This is a genomic window from [Eubacterium] eligens ATCC 27750, from assembly GCF_000146185.1.
Taxonomy (GTDB): Bacteria; Bacillota; Clostridia; order Lachnospirales; family Lachnospiraceae; genus Lachnospira; species Lachnospira eligens.
On sequence record NC_012778.1, the window covers coordinates 294478 to 315213 of the forward strand.

The window sequence follows — 20736 nt, forward strand, 5'->3', positions numbered from 1 at the left end:
AGATAAGAATAATAAATAATGTTTATTATCTGATATAAAAATGGAGTTATACATATCAAGGAGGAATTAATTATGGTAGTACAGCATAACCTTTCAGCAATGAACACAAACAGACAGATGGGAATAGTTACAGATGCCCTTCAGAAGTCAACAGAGAAGTTATCATCAGGATATAAGATTAACAGAGCAGCAGATGATGCAGCAGGTCTTTCAATTTCAGAAAAGATGAGAGCACAGATTAGAGGCCTTGATAAGGCATCTGATAATGCACAGGATGGTATCTCTCTTATCCAGGTAGCTGAAGGTGCTCTTAATGAGACACATTCAATTCTTCAGAGAATGAATGAGTTAGCAACACAGGCTGCTAATGATACTAACACATCAACAGACAGAACTGCAATAAAGGCTGAGATTGATCAGTTGACATCAGAAATCAACAGAATCCAGTCAACAACACAGTTCAATACACAGAATCTGTTAGATGGAAAGTTCACAGGAAAGAATCTTCAGATTGGTTCTCTTAAGGGACAGACAATCAAGATCAGCATCAGCAACATGAATGCTAAAACATTAGGTGTTAGTGGACTTACGGTTGATAAGAACAGTACAGCTGGAATATCAATGTCAAAGATTCAGGCAGCTATTGATAAGGTATCAACACAGAGATCTAATCTTGGTGCTCTTCAGAACAGACTTGAGCATACTATCAACAATCTTGATACAACATCAGAGAATACATCAGCAGCAGAGTCTCGTATCCGTGATACAGATATGGCTGATGAGATGGTACGATACAGCAAGAACAACATCCTTTCACAGGCTGGAAATTCAATGCTTGCTCAGGCTAATCAGCAGACACAGGGAGTACTTTCACTTTTACAGTAATAACAATTGAGTAGTTTAAGCTGGTGCTTTGCGATAATAATCGTATTAGTACCAGCTTTTTTGTATATAAAATATATCGGGTAAATGATTTATGAAAGAAAATTCATATAAAAATGTAATTAATAATCTGCTTATAGAGAATACTGAAGAATCAGTTTCTAAGCTGGTAGGAATTTATAAAGATATAGATTTTCGAAAAGAATATATGTTATATGATGAGGATTTGCTTTATTGTTATATTGCAGTATGTGTCTATAGAATAGAGAAAGCACATAATATTTTTAATCATATATTATCAATGGGGCATGATTTAAAATGTATTACGGGTCTGATATGCAGACTCAAGTTTCTAATATGGAGAATAGAATTTGGTGACGGAGCTTGTGGTGTTAATGAAATGTTAGAATGTATCAGACGTAATAAATTATCAGGCGTAGCTGTAGAGGAGATTATTAATCAGGTATCTTTTGATAAAGAAAATGTATATAAGAAAATAGCAGCATATGGTGAATAAATATGAACGATAAAAAGATATGTTTTATAGTATGTGTCAATAATGATATGTATATAGATGAATGTGTTTATTACATAAGAAATCTTGAAATTCCATCAGAATATGAAATTGATATTATAACGGTACAGGATGCTGGTTCTATGACATCAGGGTATAATGCTGCTATGCAGGAATCTGATGCTAAATACAAAATTTATATTCATCAGGATGTATTTTTAACAAAAAGGGACATGATTTACGATATACTCAGGATTTTTAAAGACAGTAGTATTGGAATGATTGGATTAATTGGAACACAAAAGCTTCCGGATGATGGTTGTATGTGGCATGGAAAACGCGTGGGGCGGATATACACTAATAATATATTATCCTCAAAGGAATTTATTGCTTCAGAGGATAATGAAAAGCCGTATATGCAGGTTGAGGCTGTAGATGGATTATTTATGGCTACACAGTATGATATAACATGGAGAGAAGATTTATTCACAGGATGGGACTTTTATGATGTATCTCAAAGCCAGGAATTTTTAAAGGCTGGTTATAAAATAGTAGTGCCATATATGGATAAACCGTGGTGCATTCATGATGAAGGGTTTTTGAATCTTGACAGATATGAAGAGTTCAGGAAGATATTTCTTGAAGAATATATGGGAGGAAATAATCATTAATGAATATATTAATGTTTGGAAGCCGTAATTTTGGCATCGAAGATGTAGAAGAGTGCTTTATGAAAAAGGGCTATAAATATACATATATTGATGACACATCATACAGGGACAGGGTAAACAGGCAGATTGATGCAAAGTTTGCTGATAGTATAGAAAAGGGCATTGAAGGAGAAAAATACGATTGCGTATTTACATTTAACTATAGTCCGGTTATTTCTAATAATTGTAAGAAAATAAATATTCCATATATTTCATTTGTATATGACAATCCACAGATACAGCTTTATTCATATACTGTAATTAATTCATGTAATTATATATTTATTTTCGATAAGGCACAATACATGGAACTGAAGAATGGTGGTATAAATACGGTATTTTATGCACCATTAGCAGTCAATATTGACAGGATGAACAGAATGTTAGGTACGAATGGAAGCTGTAATGATAGATATAAAAGTGATGTATCATTTGTTGGATCCATGTATAATGAAAAACATAATCTTTTTCAAAGATTAGAAGGAGTATCTGAACATACAAAGGGATATTTAGATGCGATAATTCAAGCACAACGACAGGTGTATGGATTATTTTTTCTTGAAGATTTATTGAAAGACAGAATCCTTGATGATATGCTAAAAAATTATCCGGTTGAGGTAAATACGGATGGCGTTGAATCTGTTGAATATATATATGCTAATTATTTTCTGGCAAGGGAACTTGCAACAGAAGAACGGTATGATATTATGAAAAAATTAGGTACAGAGTTTGGAAAAGATTACCTGATAAATTTATATACTCCGAATGGTTCTTTAAAAATAGATGGGGTCATGAATAAAGGCCCAATTGATTATTATAATGAAATGCCATATGTTTTTAATAATTCAAGAATTAATCTTAATATAACACTAAGAAGCATTAAATCTGGAATACCATTAAGAGCAATGGATATATGTGGGGCAGGCGGATTTTTATTGTCAAATTATCAGGCAGACTTTTATGATTTTTTTACTCCGGGAGAAGATATCGTATTGTATGAGTCAATTGATGATATGTTAAGTAAATGCAAATATTATCTCACACATGATTCGGAGAGGGAACGAATTGCGAAAAATGGTCGTGCAAGAATAGAAGAGGCACATACATATGACATTCGTTTTGAAGAGATTTTTAATATGGTGTTTAATACGCACAGGAAGTAGGAGAAAATATGATTGATTTAGGAAAATATGGATATTATGGGGATGATCCCAAACCAGTCTTTAATACATCGTTTTATAGGGGAGAGGATTTGTATTCAGATGGAGATATTGAAAATGAAGTTATTAAGATAATAGCTGCTAATCCAACTACAGATTATGAAGAAGCAATAAGCAGAAATTATTCATGGCCGGTATTTTATCATCTCACGCGTATTAGACAAAATCTTCTTAACTGGTATCCGTTTAAAGAACAGTCAGATGTACTGGAAATAGGATGTGGGATGGGAGCAATAACAGAATTATTATGTAAGAAATGTAATTCTGTTACAGCGGTTGAATTGTCTAAAAGAAGGGCAACGGCAACTTATTTAAGATGCAGAGAATATGATAATCTGGAAATAATAGTGGGAAATCTTAACGATATTGGGTTTGAGAAAAAATATGATTATATTACTCTTATAGGTGTATTGGAATATCAGAATAATTTTACATCATCGAGCAATCCTTTTAAGGATTTCTTATCTAAAATAAAACAACTTCTTAAGCCGGAAGGGAAACTTATAATTGCGATTGAAAACAAATATGGTCTTAAATACTGGTGTGGTGCACCAGAGGATCATAGCGGTATTCCATATGACGGAATAAATAATTATATATACAGTAATATTGCGAGAACTTTTTCAAAGAAACAACTTGAAAGACTTGTCAAGTCAGTGGGATTTAGTAATACATACTTTTATTACCCATTGCCAGATTATAAGATGCCACAGGTTGTATATTCAGAAGAATATTTGCCTAAAAATGGTTCTATAGATAACTGGATTCCATACTATGAGCCTAATGGAAATTCAATGATTTCAGATGAAGAACATATATATGGTGATCTTGTAGATAATGATGTATTTGAGTTTTTTGCCAATTCTTTTATGGTTGAATGTTGCGCAGGAAATGAAGATATCGGGGAAATACAATATGCAGTATCATCACCTTTTAGAAATAAAGAATATAATATGATAACCGTTTATTCTAAGAACGATGGATTTTATAAGATTGCAGATTCTGATAGTGTTAATGCATTAAAGTCAACAGATAATAATCATAAGATGCTGGATAAAAGAGGTCTACTGGTATCAGAAACAAACATTAAAGGAAATGTTATGTATACAAAGGAGATAACCGGGACTCCTTTGACAGAAATATTGTTGAGAGAATATGCAGATAAGAATGAGAATGAAGTATATAAAATCTTTGATAAAATATATGAAGAGATAATAAGAAGTTCTGAAGAATCGGATAAATTAAATCCAATATTTAATAGTTCGGATGAGATGCATTTATCTGTGCTTGAATCTAATGATAAAATATTGAAGAAGATATATATTGATATGATTCATAAAAATTGTTTTGTCCAGGAAAATGGTGACTATGTATGGATTGATCAGGAATGGTGTCTTGATGATATCCCTGCAAGTTTTGGATTATACTATAATATAATTGAATTGTATGCTTCTAATATGTGGATAGATACATGTATCCCTATGAAACAAGTACTGGAGCATTATGCTTTAACGGATAAGAGCGATTGCTATTATAATCTTAAACAGGCATTTCTTAATACTGTTCAGAACAGATATTCAACATTTAATTACTGGCAGTTGTCTCAATTAAATAAAGATAATATAACAACTAATATAAAATTGCTTTATAACAATATGAATAACTGCCCAAAACAGCATTTATCTGAGACTGAGGCAAGGATTAATGAGATTCTTAAAAATGGAACAATCATGGATGTAATTGAATATGTGGGTACGCTTACTGATGAAATTATATTGAAGGATATTCCACAGATGCCACAGTTTATTGTCAGATATCTTAAAGCAAATGATAATGAAAAAGCAGTTATGCAGCAGAGTATAAAACGATACGATGATATTAAAAATATGTAGCTTGGGGGAAGTAACATGTTAAATGACACAGCTAAAAATATGCAGACAATTATATGTCAGGCAATTGATTCCGGAAATTATTATGCTGCATATGAAGCTTTAATAATATATACACAAACATTTTCAGTGGATGATTTTGTTGAGGAATATAAATGGCTTATAAATGAATATGGTCCTCAAGTATCTGTTATATGCCTAGATAATAATGAATCAGCTATTGATGAATTTATTAAAATGCAGACATATAAAAATATTGAATTGGCTAAATTGTCGGAAGAGGATTCAAATGCAGATATAATTGAGTATATAAAAGCAACAAGCAGTAAATACATATGTTTTTGGGAAGTTAGTTGCGAATATGATAATGATAAGATATCAGAGATGGTATGGAAATTAGAAAGTTCAAAACAATTTAATGTGGTTATGACACCTAGAATGTATGTGGATGCTGTCGGAAATATAATCGGACACAAAGATTATGCATATGAAGACATTTTTAATAATGTTATTGTAAAGGGTGAAACATTATTAAATTATTGTGTTAGTAATAATATTAATCTGTATGGTTCTTTATCAGACATTATGTTAAATAAAAATTGTGCGTATGACATGGAGTGTCAGCATATTTATAAGTCAGCAGCAATTAACAGGCTGAATATGTTGTTTCAGATATTAGAAGGACAGAAGATTTTTTATATGGAACAATCTCTTGTCAGAGCGAAACTGTCTGCCAAATGTGATGAAACTGATGAAATTAATGAGTATAAAGAGCTCGAAGCTTCCGTAAATAGTAAACAATCCAATGCAATTTCTGCATTGTCTGAGAAGAGCATAAAGAAAGAGATAACATTCTTTTATACAGATAAGGGTGAATATTATAATTTGGAACCTATTGCAAATGAAGCTGGCAAAAGAGGCTATAAAATCAGATTTACAAAAGACAAAAAGGAAAAAGCGGAAATAGGAGTATATTGTCAGCATGTGTGTTACCCTGAAAATTCTAAATTTTCATTGATTTTATTACATGATTTGGCGCAGGGACATAACAAATGGCCAAACTTATGGGAAAGTGAAAGATGGAACAAATTTGATATAGGAATTGTCCCTGGAAGAACATGGGCAGACAGATGGAGACAATGTGCATCTTTTTATTATGCTAATCCGAGAAGTGGTACATATGAATTTGGATATCCAAAGAGTGATTATGTCAATGATGAAAGTATTATCTGCAGAGCAGCAGATGTTAAGAAAAAACTTGGAATTCCTGATAAGTTTACAGTGCTATATGCACCATCATGGGAGTATGATGGGAAAGAAGAAGATTTTATTAAAGCTGTTAAAGACTTAGATGTTAATATGGTTGTAAAACAAGCGTGTTGGTCTGAGGATTATAGTATAGTTACGAATAATATGCGTTCATTACATGAAGGGATATATAAGAATTTATACTATGTTGAACCGGAAGAAAGCATTATGACGGCATTAGCTTTATGTGATATGGTTGTTTCTGATGAGTCAAGCGTTATGGCTGAAGCACTTATGTTTGGAAAACCAAGTGTTGCTGTAACAGACTGGATGATACCAGATGAGGATCCGCCAAGACCAGCAAGTGTTCCTATGGATTATGTTATAAAATGTGAGAAGAAGGATTTAAGAGAGAAAGTTTTATCAATTATGAATCATTCGGAAGAGTATGAAGATGTATTGCAGAAGGGAAGAGATACATTTAGCAATCAGGGGAATGTATGCAAAGATATAATGGATGCAATAGACTATTATACTCAGGAAGGAACAGAAGATGGCTTTATGAGCAGGAAACTGGAATCTGAATACAGAGCATTCAATATGTGGAATTAAAAAAGTCGTTCCCACCCATTACCGGGCTGGGAACGACTTATCTATTATCTGGAGCATACGGATGTCGTATGTATGGTTATTTACAATGGTTTCATATCCGTGTCGTGCTATTTCATTTCTTTCATCATCGTGTGTCAGGTAATAAGCACATAATTCTTTGAGATGATTTTCACTTTCATATGCAACAAGGTCTTTGCCTATTTCAAAGAATTCTGGTAATTCTGCCTGATAATTGGTTATAAGGAAGCCTCCGCATCCAAGAACATCGAATATTCTGAGCGAAAGACCAGAACGGATGGATTTGGCTGTTATATTAAGATTTATTTTACTGTTGTGGAATATAACAGGCATTTCGCTAAGTGATTTAGCAAAACCCTTGTTGTGTATGTGAGGCAAGCTGGTGGTGTCGCTACCTGTATATATGTCAACATTAAATGAATCAGACAACATCTTTAACAAACGCAGCCTTTCCTGTTCAGCAACCTTAACACTTAAATATTCCTGTGCAAGCAGGGCTTTATTATTGGCACGGTACCCTTCTGGAAATTCATAATGCTGTGGAATGCAGTTTAATAATCTTTCTGTCATATCATCAGTAAGCATATCTTCGATAAAATTGTATCCATAGACACCGAGCTGTGCATTAATAATTCCATCGACATAACCTTTTTCATATTCTGGAAGAATTGCGCGGTTGAAAGGGCATTTTTCCTGATATGTAGAGCCAATGAATGATATATCGCTTGTAAATTTTCTGTTTTCCTGTGCACTTGCATTCTTTATAACTTCATCGTTACGGCGGACATTGGTTGCCAGTGGAATATGAAAAATATGTTCCTTGTTATATGGCTCAAATTCGTTAAATAACATTTTGTCAAAGAGGAATACTCTGTTGACGGAATTAGACAGGGATTTGGAATATAGTTCAAGTACCGGGCTGTCTACAATAAGGCTGATATACACGACATTAACAATCTGGCACACATCAGAAAGCCATGGGAAAAAGTTAATTGTGAATACAAATGTATAATTATTATTCATTAATTTAGGAGAAACGATTGATACACATTCGCCTGGTAATAAATTTTTTTTGCTTATCTCAATAGTTTCTTCATCAACATCAAGTCCTAATCTTTTGAAAGAATCTATAACATCAGGTTCGCAGATACTGCCATATCTGTAAAAATATATTTTCATAGGAACCTCCAACTCTATATTTATGTTAATCATTATACAATAACAGTGTTGGCATTTTCTACGCTAAATGCTATAATTTTTTATATTTGATGCAGGATTTATGACTATTTTTAGAAACGGAGAAAATCATGACAGATAAAAATACATTTTATAATATGTTAAAGAATAATGCGCAGAAACATCCGGACGCTGTGGCTGTCGTATATGATACGATGAAAGTTACTTATGCGAAGCTTTTTGATGATGTCACGAAAAAGGCATTGCATTTCCAGAAATTTGATGGCGAGAGAATTGCAATATTCGGACAGGCTTCATACAGATGGATTGTTAATATGTTTGGAACAATAGTGGCAGGAAAGGATCTGGTTCTTGTTGATTTCTTTCTTCCACATGATTCGAGAGTGGATCTTCTTAAGAAAACAGAGGTCAATTACACACTGACATCAACTAACCAGTATATTCTTTCAGATGAGAATTCTATTATTATATCAAGTGCAGAAAAGGATGATGTTGAAGGGCTGATATATGATGAGAATACCACAGAGGGAGATATCATAATGTTCACAGCAACAGCAGGTGAATGTGACAAACCGGTTGTTTTATCAGTGGATAATATTCTTAATACAGCCACTGAAATAAGCAACAGAGTGGAATGTACAGAAGATGATATCGTGCTTGCACAGATTCCTCTGCATAATGAATTTGGTCTTATATATAGTCTTATATGGCCGTTATGCTGTGGAGCTATGGTGTGTATAGGAAGAGGCTTAAGACATATTGATGCAGACACTTATTATTACGATCCGACTATTCTTATAGGTACACCGTCTATGATTGATTATCTCAGGGCTGTGAGTGGATTTAACAGTGAACTTAAAACTATCATAATAGGTGGTGCAAGCTGCCCATTCAGGCTTTTTGAGAATCTGTGTGACAGTGACTTAAAGGTCTATAATATATATGGAACGACAGAGACATCGGGCTGTGTCGGAGTTAATGAGCTGTATGACGGTTCTTATACACTTTTTGACAAGGATGCGGTTACAATTGCTGAAGACGGAGAGATTCTTGTAAAAGGTCCATGTGTTATGAAAGGATATTACAAGGATGATGAAGCCAATAATAAAGTTTTAAAGGATGGAGTATATCATACAGGTGATTACGGACGGATTAATAATGCAGGCAGACTTGTGTTATTACAGCGCAATCCTGATATTATACTGCTTCCTACAGGAGAGAAAATAAGCCGTGTAAGAACTAATGAACAGATTACAGCTATTAACGGAGTTGCCGAAGGGTTCATTACATTTTACAATAACAGACTTACAGCGATTATTGTACCTATTGATAAGGGAGCAACAGAGGATATATTCAAGCGCCGGATTGATAAGTATAATGAGAAAAAGGGATACCGCTGGGAGATTCAGAAGATTGTGTTAAGGAAAGAGCCTTTGCCAAGAAATGCTGATGGAACTGTTGATGAGGATGCGGTGTGTGAGTTTATAGAAAAGATTAAATAATAATGGAGAAAGAATTGGAATTTAGTGCGGATTATTTTAAGACAGAAGTGAGGGATGGCTTTGAGATTCCGGCAATGATGAAGCGTGCATGGGCTGCACAGATGGAAGTTTTACATGTGGTAGCAGGTGTTTGTAAAAATAATGGGATAAGATATTTTGCTGATGGGGGAACGCTGTTGGGCGCTGTAAGACATAAAGGAATGATTCCGTGGGATGATGATATTGATATATGCGTAGTAAGAGAAGAATATAACAGATTAATTCAGGTGTTACCTAAAGCACTACCACATGGATTTGTTGTTGCTGGAATGTATGCTGATTCGGAAAGGCTGCAGAAGGCAGCGTTTGTACCTCATTTAAGAGTTATAGCAGATGAAACACTGTGGAATTTTAACGATTACATGAGATATTTTCATGGATTTCCGTATCAGAGAGTTGGCATAGATATTTTTCCAATGGATTATATTTCAAGAGATATCGGAATTACGAATGTTCAGAAACAAATTATTCGATTGGGCATTGAAACTTTAAGGGATTGGAATAAGCTGGAAGAGAATGGAATGCTTGATGAATATGTGAATGGATTCCAGAAGTTGTGTAATGTTAGTTTTGACAATGTAAATAATGAAAAAAATTATATGTGGAAAATAATTGATAAAATATCATCAATAAGTTATCGTGAAGAGGCAGATTATATTACTAATATTTTTTACTGGCTTGACAATGACAATTATAAAATGAAAAAAGAATGTTATGATTACACAATAGAGCTGCCATTTGAAAACATGAATATAGTGGCACCTGAGATGTATGACGAGGTTCTTAGAGCGGAATATGGAGATTATATAGTTCCGGTAAAAGGGGCAGCTGATCATGATTATCCATTTTATGGACATATGGAACCGGAGTTGATAAAACAGATTAGAAATGTTGGCTTTAAAGGAAGTGTAGATGAGTTCTGCGAGGAAGTTGCAAGCGGAAGATTAAGAGTATAATAATTTCCAGTGCAAATGATATTAATTTCCCACCCAGAATGCCGATATATATTCAAAAGGTTCATAAAGAAAGGTGATTAGAATCATGGATGATTACAGACAGCAGCAGATAGATGTACTTAAGGAAGCTGTTCCTTACAGTGAGAAGCTTATTGGAGCAATAGAGAAAGTCTCAGATGAACTTGCAGGAGTTCCTTTTCCAGAGACTCATGATGCGGTGAATGTTATTATTGAAGGGCTTAACTGGCTTTTTGAAGTATATAATGGAACTAAGGATATTATTGAGGCTGGGGCAGTTGACGAGGCAGAAGCTAATTCTGGTGTTAAGGAGCTTTCAGAGGCTGTAAAGGCTGATGATGATGTGGCTGTTTCTAAAGCACTTGTAAGGCTTAGTACATTTGTTAAGCAGTTACATGATGCAGGAAGCAGACTGATTAATGAATAATAAGAAACATAAAGGCATCCGCCGGTTTATGTATTACATGAACCAGACGGATGCCTTATTTTATATTATGGTAGTTAGATATAGCCATTGAACATCATGCCTGAGTAGGCAGAAAGATTATAAGGGTCATTCACAGGCTTATGCGGATTCTTATAAGCGACAATCTTATTGTTTACATAGTTCATAGGGTTGATGGAGATATCATCAGCCTTTCTTTGGATTGATTTCTTGAATGAATCCAAAGCGTTAAATACATCGGAAAGTGTGCCGTCAGAAGCAGCTTTCTGAATAACCGCCTTATTAACTTCAATTGTTCCAGAGGAATCAACAGTTAGACCATTCTTTTCAAGCTGTGGCTGGTAATCCTTCATTATTCTTGAAAATTCTTTCTTTAACTTGGCATTGCCCTCAAACTTATCGTTCTCTTTATCAGCAGCAATTGAAAAAAGCCTGTTGTATCCTGAAACAAGTTCGCCAATACTTTCTGTTATCGAATCAGTATCTTCCCTGAGACTTATGGTTACAGGCTCCTCCGTAGTACTGTTGAAGTTTATTGCAAATGCTTTGTTAATTGTAATATCGTTGGATGCCGAAGACCGTTCCTCTCCATTAATTGAAAATATTGCATTAGATGGATATTGTGATACTCTGTCTAAGCCAAATGCATTAATGAAGTTAGTATTATTTTTCATTGTTGGTTCATCAAAGCCTTCAACGAAATCAGGATTATTGGTCTGGATATCATTGTTAGGACTGATGTTAAATATTGTTGGTTTAATACCGCTTATACCAGTCATGTCTGAAACTATTGAGAGAGCAGTGTTGCCGAGGCTGTCTTCATTGACATTGGCTGCTAATCCGATGTTCGATCGGTTGATGAGTCTTGCCAGCTTATTCTGTATGTCAGAATTACTTTCTTCCTCATCTACCGTAAACTGGAATTCATAGGTCAGGTTATTGATGTTAAGGTCAAATGAATAATCACCTGGTTCCACAGCGCGATTGTTAGGCTGTAAGAAATTACCGGTGTTAATCTGGCTGGTTGCCAGCTGCTTTACATCAATTTCAAAGCTTGAACTGTCAGGTGAAGTGCTGTCGCCTATGTATTCTGCGGTTACACTTTGTGGGTTGCTGGATACTGCTGATTTCTTAAATACCATGCCGTGACCGTCGCTTCCTGAAAGCTCGTTGGCAATGTTACTTAATTCTCTGGCGTTCTCTTTAAGGTCGATTGCATATTTCTGTGCGGCCTCTGACATATCTGTCTTATATGTAGGAGTCTGACTGTTAGATTTCAGAACTCTGCCATATGTATTCTTTAATTGTGCTTTAGTGTGTGTATCGTACTTTGAGTTAGTCTTATGTCCATACTGGGCAAGATAATAGCTGTACACGCTGCTGATCATAACAGTCACCTCCTTGTCTGTAATAATCTCTAGAAAAAAGGAAATCCATTTCCTTATATATATCGTATTTATTTGTACAAATATTATAATATGAAGTGCATTTTTTGTCACTATATTTTCTTTAAAAAAGTTGTTGACGAGTTGGATTATACTGTGCTATATTAGAACGGCTATGGAAGCGGTCTTTTTTGCGTGCCTGAAATTCAACAACCCAACATTGAGAGGGCGGGCAAAGAAACCAATTGGTGTTTTAACACCTACAAAAATAATAATTGGAGGTGGAAGTTGTGCGAGTAAAGATAACATTGGCATGTACTGAGTGTAAACAGCGTAATTACAACATGACTAAGGAAAAGAAAGCTCATCCAGACAGAATGGAAACAAAGAAGTATTGTAAGTTCTGTAAATCACACACATTACACAAGGAAACAAAGTAATTAGTACAGTGAGGAGTATTTCATGGGTGATACTGTAAAAGCTAAGAAGCAGAAAAAGAACTGGTTCAAAGGTTTGAAAGCTGAATTTTCAAAGATTATTTGGCCAGACCGTCAGTCGCTTACTAAGGAAACTGTAGCTGTATTGGCTGTATCCGTATTATTAGGTGTAATCATTGCAGTTGTGGATTTGATTGTCCGCTTTGGAATTGAGTTCATTGTAAAATAAGGAATAGGTGATTGTATGGATGACGCAAAATGGTATGTAGTTCACACTTACTCAGGTTATGAGAATAAGGTGAAAGCTAACATTGAAAAGACAGTTGAAAACAGAAATCTTCACGATCAGATTCTTGAAGTTATCGTTCCGCTTGAAACAGTAGTGGAGATTAAAGATGGCTCTAAGAAAGCTGCTCAGAAGAAGATGTTTCCTGGATACGTTCTTGTAAAGATGGTAATGAACGACGATAGTTGGTATGTTGTCAGAAATACAAGAGGTGTTACAGGGTTTGTTGGTCCTGGATCAAAGCCAGTACCACTTACACCAACAGAGATTAAGAATCTTGGCATAAGCCTTGAGGAAGAACAGGAAGTTAAGCCTGTTATCCAGTTCGCTGGCAAGGTCGGCGATAAGGTTATGATCCTCTCTGGTGCATGGGAAGATACAGTTGGTGAGATTACTAACATTAATGAGGGCAAGCAGTGCCTTACAATTAATGTTGAGATGTTCGGTCGTGAAACACCGGTCGAAATTGATTTCACAGATGTGAAGTTATTGTAAGAAGCAGTCCCGATCCTGGGACGTGGGAGACCAGAATGAATTTACTGCGTAAATTCATTCACAAGAATTGCCCGATGGTCAATTCTTGAGGAGTGAATATTGCAGGATGTATTATGATGGTCGCCAATTACCACATTTATTTTTAGGAGGTGCCAAAATGGCAAAGAAAGTAACAGGATATATTAAATTACAGATTCCTGCCGGCAAGGCTACACCAGCTCCACCAGTTGGTCCAGCACTTGGTCAGCACGGTGTTAACATCGTAGAATTCACAAAGCAGTTCAATGCTAAGACAGCAGATCAGGGAGATCTTATCATACCTGTAGTTATTACAGTTTATGCTGATAGAAGCTTCAGCTTTATTACAAAGACTCCACCTGCAGCAGTACTTCTTAAGAAGGCTTGCAACATTAAGTCAGGATCAGGCGTACCTAACAAGACTAAGGTTGCTACTATTAAGAGAGCAGAAGTTCAGAAGATTGCTGAGCTTAAGATGCCAGATCTTAATGCTGCATCTATCGAAGCAGCTACTTCTATGATCGAAGGAACAGCTAAGAGTATGGGTATCGTTGTAGAGGATTAATCTACATTTGATTCATGATTATTGTGGGAGGAAAGATAGAATCCTTCCGATATTACCACTAGGAGGTTTATAATGAAAAGAGGAAAGAAATACGTTGAGGCAGCCAAGAATATTGACCGCCAGACATTATACGAAGCAGCAGACGCTATCTCATTAGTAAAGAAGAACGCTACTGCTAAATTCGACGAGACAATCGAAGCACATATCAGAACAGGTTGTGATGGACGTCACGCTGAGCAGCAGATCAGAGGAGCTGTTGTTCTTCCACACGGAACAGGTAAGACTGTACGTGTATTAGTATTTGCTAAGGGTGCTAAGGCTGATGAGGCTCTTGCAGCTGGAGCAGATTTCGTTGGCGGTGAGGAACTTATTCCTAAGATCCAGAACGATAACTGGTTCGAGTTCGACGTTGTTGTTGCAACTCCAGATATGATGGGTGTTGTTGGTCGTCTTGGTCGTGTACTTGGTCCTAAGGGATTAATGCCAAACCCTAAGGCTGGTACAGTTACTATGGATGTAACAAAAGCTGTTAATGATATCAAGGCTGGTAAGATCGAGTACAGACTTGACAAGACTAATATCATTCACGTGCCAATTGGTAAGGCTTCATTCACAGAGGAGCAGTTATCAGACAACTTCCAGGCTATTATGGATGCAATCGTTAAGGCTAAGCCATCTTCACTTAAGGGAGCTTATCTTAGAAGTGTAGTTCTTACTTCTACTATGGGACCTGGTGTTAAGTTAAGCACAGCCAAGTATGTGGGTTAATCAGATTTTTGATTAAAAACGGTTGACATTAATATATTTTGATAGTATACTATCAGCTTGTGAGCAGCGTTTTGCTGTTAACATAATATTTTGCCGTAGACAGCAGGTCCGGATTCAGTATTACTGATGACGGTTAAAGGTAACACGCCTACCGAGGATTTAAGGATTTGATTAATTATTCCCTCTCTGTCTTAGGCAGAGAGGGTTTTGTTTGTAGGGAAACTATAGACGAATAATCTTCACTTAGGCAAAATCGCTTCTATATGAAGCAAGAATCTAACAGGAGGTAATTATTCATGGCTATTTTAAAGAATGTAGGCCTTAAGACATCTACTATCGATGAGATCAAAGATAACTTTGATGGCGCTCAGGGCGTTGTTGTAGTTAACTACAGCGGTCTTACAGTAGAGCAGGATACACAGCTTCGTAAGCAGTTAAGAGAAGCTGGTGTAGTTTATAAGGTTTATAAGAACACTTTAGTAAAGAGAGTTGTTGCTGGAACAGAGTTCGAGCCAATCGCTGATACTCTTGAAGGAACTAACGCTATTGCATTCTGTAAGACAGATGCTACAGCACCTGCAAGAATCTTAGCTAACTTCGCTAAGACAGCTGATGCTCTTGAGTTAAAGTGTGGCGTTGTTGAAGGAACATTCTACGATGCAGCAGGTATCGCTACAATCGCTACTATCCCTTCAAGAGAGGAACTTCTTTCAAAGTTACTTGGAAGTATCCAGTCACCTATTACAAACTTTGCTCGTGTTATTAAGCAGATTGCTGAGAAGAACGAGGAAGTTGCTTAATCAGTTTAACACTGAATTAACTATGAAAGCAGCATAGATGCTCTTTCAATTTTAGAATAATATTAAAAAGGAGATTATAATAATGACAACACAGGAAATCATTGAAGTTATTAAAGGTTTATCAGTATTAGAGCTTAACGATTTAGTTAAGGCTTGTGAAGAAGAATTTGGCGTATCTGCAGCAGCAGGCGTTGTAGTTGCAGCAGCAGGTGCTGGCGCAGCAGCAGCTGAAGAGAAGACAGAATTTGATGTAGAGCTTACAGAAGCTGGAGATCAGAAGGTTAAGGTTATCAAGGTTGTTCGTGAAATCACAGGTCTTGGATTAAAGGAAGCTAAGGACGTTGTTGATGGCGCACCTAAGGTTGTTAAGGAGCAGGCTTCTAAGGAAGAGGCTGAGGAAATCAAGAAGAAGCTCGAAGAAGTTGGAGCTAAGGTTACTCTTAAGTAATTCACTTGATTGTTCTAATGAATATAATAAGAAAGACAGCGGGCCTTCACGGCTCCTGTCTTTTCTTTTTTCTATAAATCACATCTTTATTTTATTATGCCAGCTATGGTAGAAACACTATTATCTTTATACAATTCTAAATATTCATGGAAATTTTTTAAAAATCCCTTGACATATATATATCTTTGATGTACTATGGACAATGCACTATTGTGGTAAATTGTGCTTATTCTTTGCACATTTACTGATAATGTAATATATTAATGTGAAGAAAACTAAGGGGTGAAACGTCAATGGAGAAAAACAGATTACGCCCAATAACGTCGGGCAAGGCAATGCGTATGAGTTTCTCAAGACAGAAAGAAGTTCTTGAGATGCCTAACCTTATTGAGGTGCAGAAGGATTCTTACCAGTGGTTTTTGAATGAAGGCTTGAAAGAGGTCTTTGATGACATATCTCCAATTGCAGACTATAATGGAAGATTAAGTCTGGAATTCGTAGATTTTGCGTTATGTGAAGACGAAGTTAAGTATTCAATTGAAGAGTGTAAAGAAAGAGATGCTACATATGCAGCGCCTCTTAAGGTTACAGTAAGACTTCATAACAAAGAGACAGAAAGCATCAGCGAGCATGAGATTTTCATGGGAGACCTGCCATTAATGACTAAGACAGGTACATTTGTAATTAATGGTGCTGAACGAGTTATTGTCAGCCAGTTGGTACGTTCACCTGGTATTTATTATGATATACAGAAAGATAAGTATGGTAAGATTTTCTTGTACAGCTGTCAGGTAATTCCTAACAGAGGTGCATGGTTAGAGTATGAAACAGATGCTAATGATATATTCTATGTTAAGGTTGACCGTAATAAGAAGGTTCCTATTACTGTTCTTATCAGAGCATTAGGATTTGGTACTAATGCGGAGATTCTTGATATTTTTGGTGAGGAACCTAAGCTTCTTGCTACTATGGAGAAGGATACTTCTACTAACTATCAGGAAGGTATTCTTGAACTTTATAAGAAGTTAAGACCAGGAGAACCATTATCTGTAGAGAGTGCTGAAGCACTTATTTCAGGTATGTTCTTTGACCCAAGAAGATATGATCTTGCACACGTAGGAAGATATAAGTTTAATAAGAAGCTTTCTTTCAAGAGCAGAATTACAGGACAGGTTCTTGCTGAGGATGTTGTTGATGAGAACGGAACTGTTATTGCAACAGCAGGTGAGAAGCTTACAAGAGAATCAGCACAGGCTATTCAGGATGCAGCTGTTCCTTCAGTATTCATTACTGTAGAAGTTAAGGCTGCTGATGGTACAGTATCTGACAGAGTTGTTAAGATTCTTTCTAACCGTGCGGTTGATATTACTAAATGGGTTGATATCAGCGAAGAAGAAGCTAAGGAGCTTGGTGTAACAGAGTATGTATACTATCCTGTTCTTGCACAGATTCTTGCTGAGAATGAATCTTTAGAGGATATTAAGGAAGCTATTACTAAGAATATTGCTGATCTTATTCCTAAGCATATTACAGTGGAAGATATTCTTGCTTCTATTAATTATAATATGCACCTTGAATATGGTGTTGGTACTAAGGATGATATCGATCACCTTGGAAACAGACGTATCAGAGCTGTAGGAGAGCTTCTTCAGAACCAGTTCAGAATTGGTATCTCAAGAATGGAAAGAGTGGTCCGTGAGAGAATGTCTACACAGGATCTTAGCGGAATATCTCCACAGTCACTTATTAATATTAAGCCTGTAACAGCTGCTATTAAGGAATTCTTTGGAAGTTCGCAGTTGTCACAGTTCATGGATCAGAATAACCCTCTTAGTGAGATTACTCATAAGAGACGTCTTTCAGCCCTTGGTCCTGGTGGTCTTTCAAGAGATCGTGCAGGTTTCGAGGTTCGAGATGTACACTATACTCATTATGGTAGAATGTGTCCTATCGAGACTCCTGAAGGACCTAACATTGGTCTTATTAACTCTCTTGCATCTTATGCAAGAATTAATGAATATGGATTCGTTGAAGCTCCTTATCGTATTGTAGATAAGTCTGATCCTAAGAATCCAAGAGTTACTGATGAAGTGCGTTACTTCACAGCTGATGAGGAAGATGATTTCCATGTAGCACAGGCTAATGCTGAGATTGATGAGAATGGTTATTTCGTAAGAAATACTGTATCTGGACGTTACAGAGAAGAAACTTCTCAGTTCGATAAAAGCCAGATTGATCTTATGGATGTATCTCCTAAGATGGTATTCTCAGTTGCTACATCAATGATTCCATTCCTTCAGAATGATGACTGTACACGTGCCCTCATGGGTTCTAACATGCAGCGTCAGGCCGTACCTCTTCTTATGACAGAAGCTCCTGTTATCGGAACTGGTATTGAGAATAAGACTGCTGTTGACTCAGGTGTATGTGTAGTTGCAGAGGCTGATGGTGTTGTTCTTTCTTCTGAATCTAACAAGATTGTTATCAGAGAAAAGGATGGCAAGGCGCGCGAATACAAGCTTACTAAGTTCTCAAGAAGTAACCAGAGTAACTGCTATAACCAGAGACCTATTGTTTTCAAGGGTGATGAGGTTAAGGCAGGAGATGTTATTGCTGATGGTCCATCTACATCTAATGGTGAGATTGCTCTCGGTAAGAACCCTCTTATCGGTTTCATGACTTGGGAAGGTTATAACTACGAGGATGCTGTACTTCTTAGTGAGCGTCTCGTAAGAGATGATGTGTATACATCTATTCATATTGAAGAATATGAGACAGAAGCAAGAGATACTAAGTTAGGACCTGAAGAGATTACAAGAGATCTTCCTTCAACAGGTTCAGACGCTGTCAAGGATCTTGATGAGAACGGTATTATCCGCGTTGGTGCTGAGGTAAGAGCCGGAGATATTCTTGTTGGAAAGGTTACTCCTAAGGGTGAGACAGAGCTTACTGCTGAAGAGAGACTTCTTAGAGCTATCTTTGGTGAGAAGGCAAGAGAAGTAAGAGATACTTCACTTAAGGTACCTCATGGTGCTTATGGTATTGTCGTTGCTGTTAAGACATTTACAAGAGAGAACGGAGATGAACTCTCACCAGGAGTTAACAAATCTGTTCGTATATATATTGCACAGAAGAGAAAGATCGGCGTTGGTGATAAGATGGCTGGTCGTCATGGTAACAAGGGTGTCGTTTCAAGAGTACTTCCTGTTGAAGATATGCCATTCCTTCCTAATGGCCGTCCTCTTGATATCGTACTTAACCCACTGGGCGTTCCTTCACGAATGAACATTGGACAGGTCCTTGAGATTCATTTGAGTCTTGCTGCCAAGGTACTTGGATTTAACATTTCTACTCCAGTATTCGATGGTGCAGATGAGAATGATATTATGGATACTCTTGATATGGCAAATGCTTATGCTAACCATCCATTCGATGATGAAGAGCTTGCAGCCCAGAAGGCTGAGGCTGAGAAGAATGGCGAAGAATATCCTGAGGATATGGTTACATTTACAGCACAGTATAAAGATGTTCTTAATAAAGAGGTATTTGATTACCTTTCAGAACACAGAGATCACAGAGCTGAGTGGAAGGGTGTTCCAATCGGCCGTGATGGTAAAGTAAGACTTAGAGATGGTAGAACAGGTGAGTACTTCGACAGCCCTGTAACTATCGGATTCATGCATTACTTAAAGCTTCATCATCTTGTTGATGATAAGATTCATGCACGTTCAACTGGTCCTTACTCACTTGTAACTCAGCAGCCACTTGGTGGTAAGGCTCAGTTCGGTGGACAGAGATTCGGAGAGATGGAAGTTTGGGCACTTGAGGCTTATGGTGCTGCTTATACTCTTCAGGAAATTCTTACTGTTAAGTCTGATGATGTTGTAGGACGAGTTAAGACTTACGAAGCTATTATTAAGGGTGAGAATATTCCTGAACCAGGAGTTCCAGAATCATTCAAGGTTCTTCTTAAGGAACTTCAGTCACTCGCACTTGATGTTAGAGTTCTTGATCAGGACAACAATGAAGTCAGACTTCTTGAGAGTTCTGAATATGAAGTTACTGATTTCAAGAAGGTTCTTGATGAAGGTAATGGATACAGAAGAAACAGCAGAGAGGAAGAGGCAGAGTACAAGGCTGGCGGTATGTCAACAGTTACTCTTAATGAAGATGGAACAGAAGATGCTGTAGATTCAGATGATGGTGCTGATTTTGATATGGCCGATGATTTTGATGATGATTACGGCGATGGCAATTCAGATGAATATTAATTAGAAGGGAGCA

General features: G+C 36.5%; 19 protein-coding genes and 1 other annotated feature. Of the genes, 17 read left to right on the plus strand and 2 right to left on the minus strand.

Annotated features, from left to right (window positions below; translation table 11 throughout):
• Positions 1 to 72: 72 nt before the first annotated feature.
• The 6 genes from EUBELI_RS01270 to EUBELI_RS13505 all read left to right on the plus strand — a co-directional run bounded on the left by EUBELI_RS01270 (position 73) and on the right by EUBELI_RS13505 (position 7075).
• On the plus strand, positions 73 to 885 hold the full coding sequence (locus EUBELI_RS01270; protein ID WP_012738537.1) for a flagellin N-terminal helical domain-containing protein: 813 nt from the start codon (positions 73 to 75) through the stop codon (positions 883 to 885).
• 91 nt (positions 886 to 976) lie between these two features.
• Positions 977 to 1399, plus strand: a complete 423-nt coding sequence (locus EUBELI_RS01275; RefSeq protein WP_012738538.1) for a hypothetical protein — start codon at positions 977 to 979, stop codon at positions 1397 to 1399.
• 2 nt (positions 1400 to 1401) lie between these two features.
• Positions 1402 to 2067: a glycosyltransferase family protein gene (locus EUBELI_RS01280; protein WP_012738539.1), complete on the plus strand. Its 666-nt coding sequence runs from the start codon at positions 1402 to 1404 to the stop codon at positions 2065 to 2067.
• The gene (locus EUBELI_RS01285) at positions 2067 to 3269 is read left to right on the plus strand and encodes a CgeB family protein (RefSeq protein WP_012738540.1); all 1203 of its coding nucleotides are present in this window, start codon (positions 2067 to 2069) and stop codon (positions 3267 to 3269) included. The genes EUBELI_RS01280 and EUBELI_RS01285 overlap by 1 nt, the downstream gene beginning before the upstream one ends.
• An 8-nt stretch (positions 3270 to 3277) precedes the next feature.
• Positions 3278 to 5218 (plus strand): class I SAM-dependent methyltransferase, encoded by a 1941-nt coding sequence (locus EUBELI_RS13850; RefSeq protein WP_012738541.1) that lies wholly within the window; start codon positions 3278 to 3280, stop codon positions 5216 to 5218.
• Between the two features lie 15 nt (positions 5219 to 5233).
• Positions 5234 to 7075: a CDP-glycerol glycerophosphotransferase family protein gene (locus EUBELI_RS13505; protein ID WP_012738542.1), complete on the plus strand. Its 1842-nt coding sequence runs from the start codon at positions 5234 to 5236 to the stop codon at positions 7073 to 7075.
• Between the two features lie 18 nt (positions 7076 to 7093).
• On the opposite strand, the gene EUBELI_RS01300 is transcribed toward EUBELI_RS13505, so the two are convergent.
• On the minus strand, positions 7094 to 8272 hold the full coding sequence (locus EUBELI_RS01300) for a CgeB family protein (protein ID WP_041687886.1): 1179 nt from the start codon (positions 8270 to 8272) through the stop codon (positions 7094 to 7096).
• Positions 8273 to 8400: 128 nt separating this feature from the next.
• Here EUBELI_RS01300 and EUBELI_RS01305 point away from each other — a divergent pair, with 128 nt between their 5' ends.
• The 3 genes from EUBELI_RS01305 (at position 8401) to EUBELI_RS01315 (ending at position 11232) form a co-directional block, all read left to right on the plus strand.
• Positions 8401 to 9792, plus strand: coding sequence for a class I adenylate-forming enzyme family protein (locus tag EUBELI_RS01305; protein ID WP_012738544.1), 1392 nt, complete (start codon positions 8401 to 8403; stop codon positions 9790 to 9792).
• Between the two features lie 14 nt (positions 9793 to 9806).
• A complete protein-coding gene (locus EUBELI_RS01310) occupies positions 9807 to 10787 on the plus strand; it encodes a LicD family protein (RefSeq protein ID WP_148231326.1) in 981 nt (326 codons plus the stop codon).
• An 85-nt stretch (positions 10788 to 10872) separates the two neighbouring features.
• On the plus strand, positions 10873 to 11232 hold the full coding sequence (locus EUBELI_RS01315) for a hypothetical protein (RefSeq protein WP_012738546.1): 360 nt from the start codon (positions 10873 to 10875) through the stop codon (positions 11230 to 11232).
• A 74-nt stretch (positions 11233 to 11306) separates the two neighbouring features.
• Here EUBELI_RS01315 and fliD read toward each other — a convergent pair whose 3' ends face one another.
• On the minus strand, positions 11307 to 12638 hold the full coding sequence (gene fliD, locus EUBELI_RS01320) for a flagellar filament capping protein FliD (RefSeq protein WP_148231327.1): 1332 nt from the start codon (positions 12636 to 12638) through the stop codon (positions 11307 to 11309).
• Positions 12639 to 12925: 287 nt separating this feature from the next.
• On the opposite strand from fliD, the gene rpmG reads away from it, so the two are divergent.
• From rpmG to rpoB, 8 genes are all read left to right on the plus strand, one after another.
• Positions 12926 to 13075: a 50S ribosomal protein L33 gene (gene rpmG, locus EUBELI_RS01325; RefSeq protein WP_012738549.1), complete on the plus strand. Its 150-nt coding sequence runs from the start codon at positions 12926 to 12928 to the stop codon at positions 13073 to 13075.
• A 22-nt stretch (positions 13076 to 13097) separates the two neighbouring features.
• Positions 13098 to 13301 carry a preprotein translocase subunit SecE gene (gene secE / locus EUBELI_RS01330; RefSeq protein ID WP_012738550.1) on the plus strand — a complete coding sequence of 68 codons (204 nt, stop codon included), beginning with the start codon at positions 13098 to 13100 and terminating at the stop codon, positions 13299 to 13301.
• Positions 13302 to 13316: 15 nt separating this feature from the next.
• Positions 13317 to 13853, plus strand: a complete 537-nt coding sequence (gene nusG / locus EUBELI_RS01335) for a transcription termination/antitermination protein NusG (RefSeq protein WP_012738551.1) — start codon at positions 13317 to 13319, stop codon at positions 13851 to 13853.
• A gap of 157 nt (positions 13854 to 14010) precedes the next feature.
• Positions 14011 to 14436 carry a 50S ribosomal protein L11 gene (gene rplK, locus EUBELI_RS01340; RefSeq protein WP_021865796.1) on the plus strand — a complete coding sequence of 142 codons (426 nt, stop codon included), beginning with the start codon at positions 14011 to 14013 and terminating at the stop codon, positions 14434 to 14436.
• Positions 14437 to 14508: 72 nt separating this feature from the next.
• On the plus strand, positions 14509 to 15204 hold the full coding sequence (gene rplA / locus EUBELI_RS01345; protein WP_012738553.1) for a 50S ribosomal protein L1: 696 nt from the start codon (positions 14509 to 14511) through the stop codon (positions 15202 to 15204).
• Between the two features lie 75 nt (positions 15205 to 15279).
• Positions 15280 to 15424: a sequence feature (ribosomal protein L10 leader region), on the plus strand.
• 76 nt (positions 15425 to 15500) lie between these two features.
• Positions 15501 to 16004: a 50S ribosomal protein L10 gene (rplJ, locus tag EUBELI_RS01350; protein ID WP_012738554.1), complete on the plus strand. Its 504-nt coding sequence runs from the start codon at positions 15501 to 15503 to the stop codon at positions 16002 to 16004.
• Between the two features lie 82 nt (positions 16005 to 16086).
• Positions 16087 to 16452 carry a 50S ribosomal protein L7/L12 gene (rplL, locus tag EUBELI_RS01355; protein WP_012738555.1) on the plus strand — a complete coding sequence of 122 codons (366 nt, stop codon included), beginning with the start codon at positions 16087 to 16089 and terminating at the stop codon, positions 16450 to 16452.
• Positions 16453 to 16745: 293 nt separating this feature from the next.
• Positions 16746 to 20723 carry a DNA-directed RNA polymerase subunit beta gene (gene rpoB, locus EUBELI_RS01360; RefSeq protein ID WP_012738556.1) on the plus strand — a complete coding sequence of 1326 codons (3978 nt, stop codon included), beginning with the start codon at positions 16746 to 16748 and terminating at the stop codon, positions 20721 to 20723.
• Positions 20724 to 20736 lie beyond the last annotated feature (13 nt).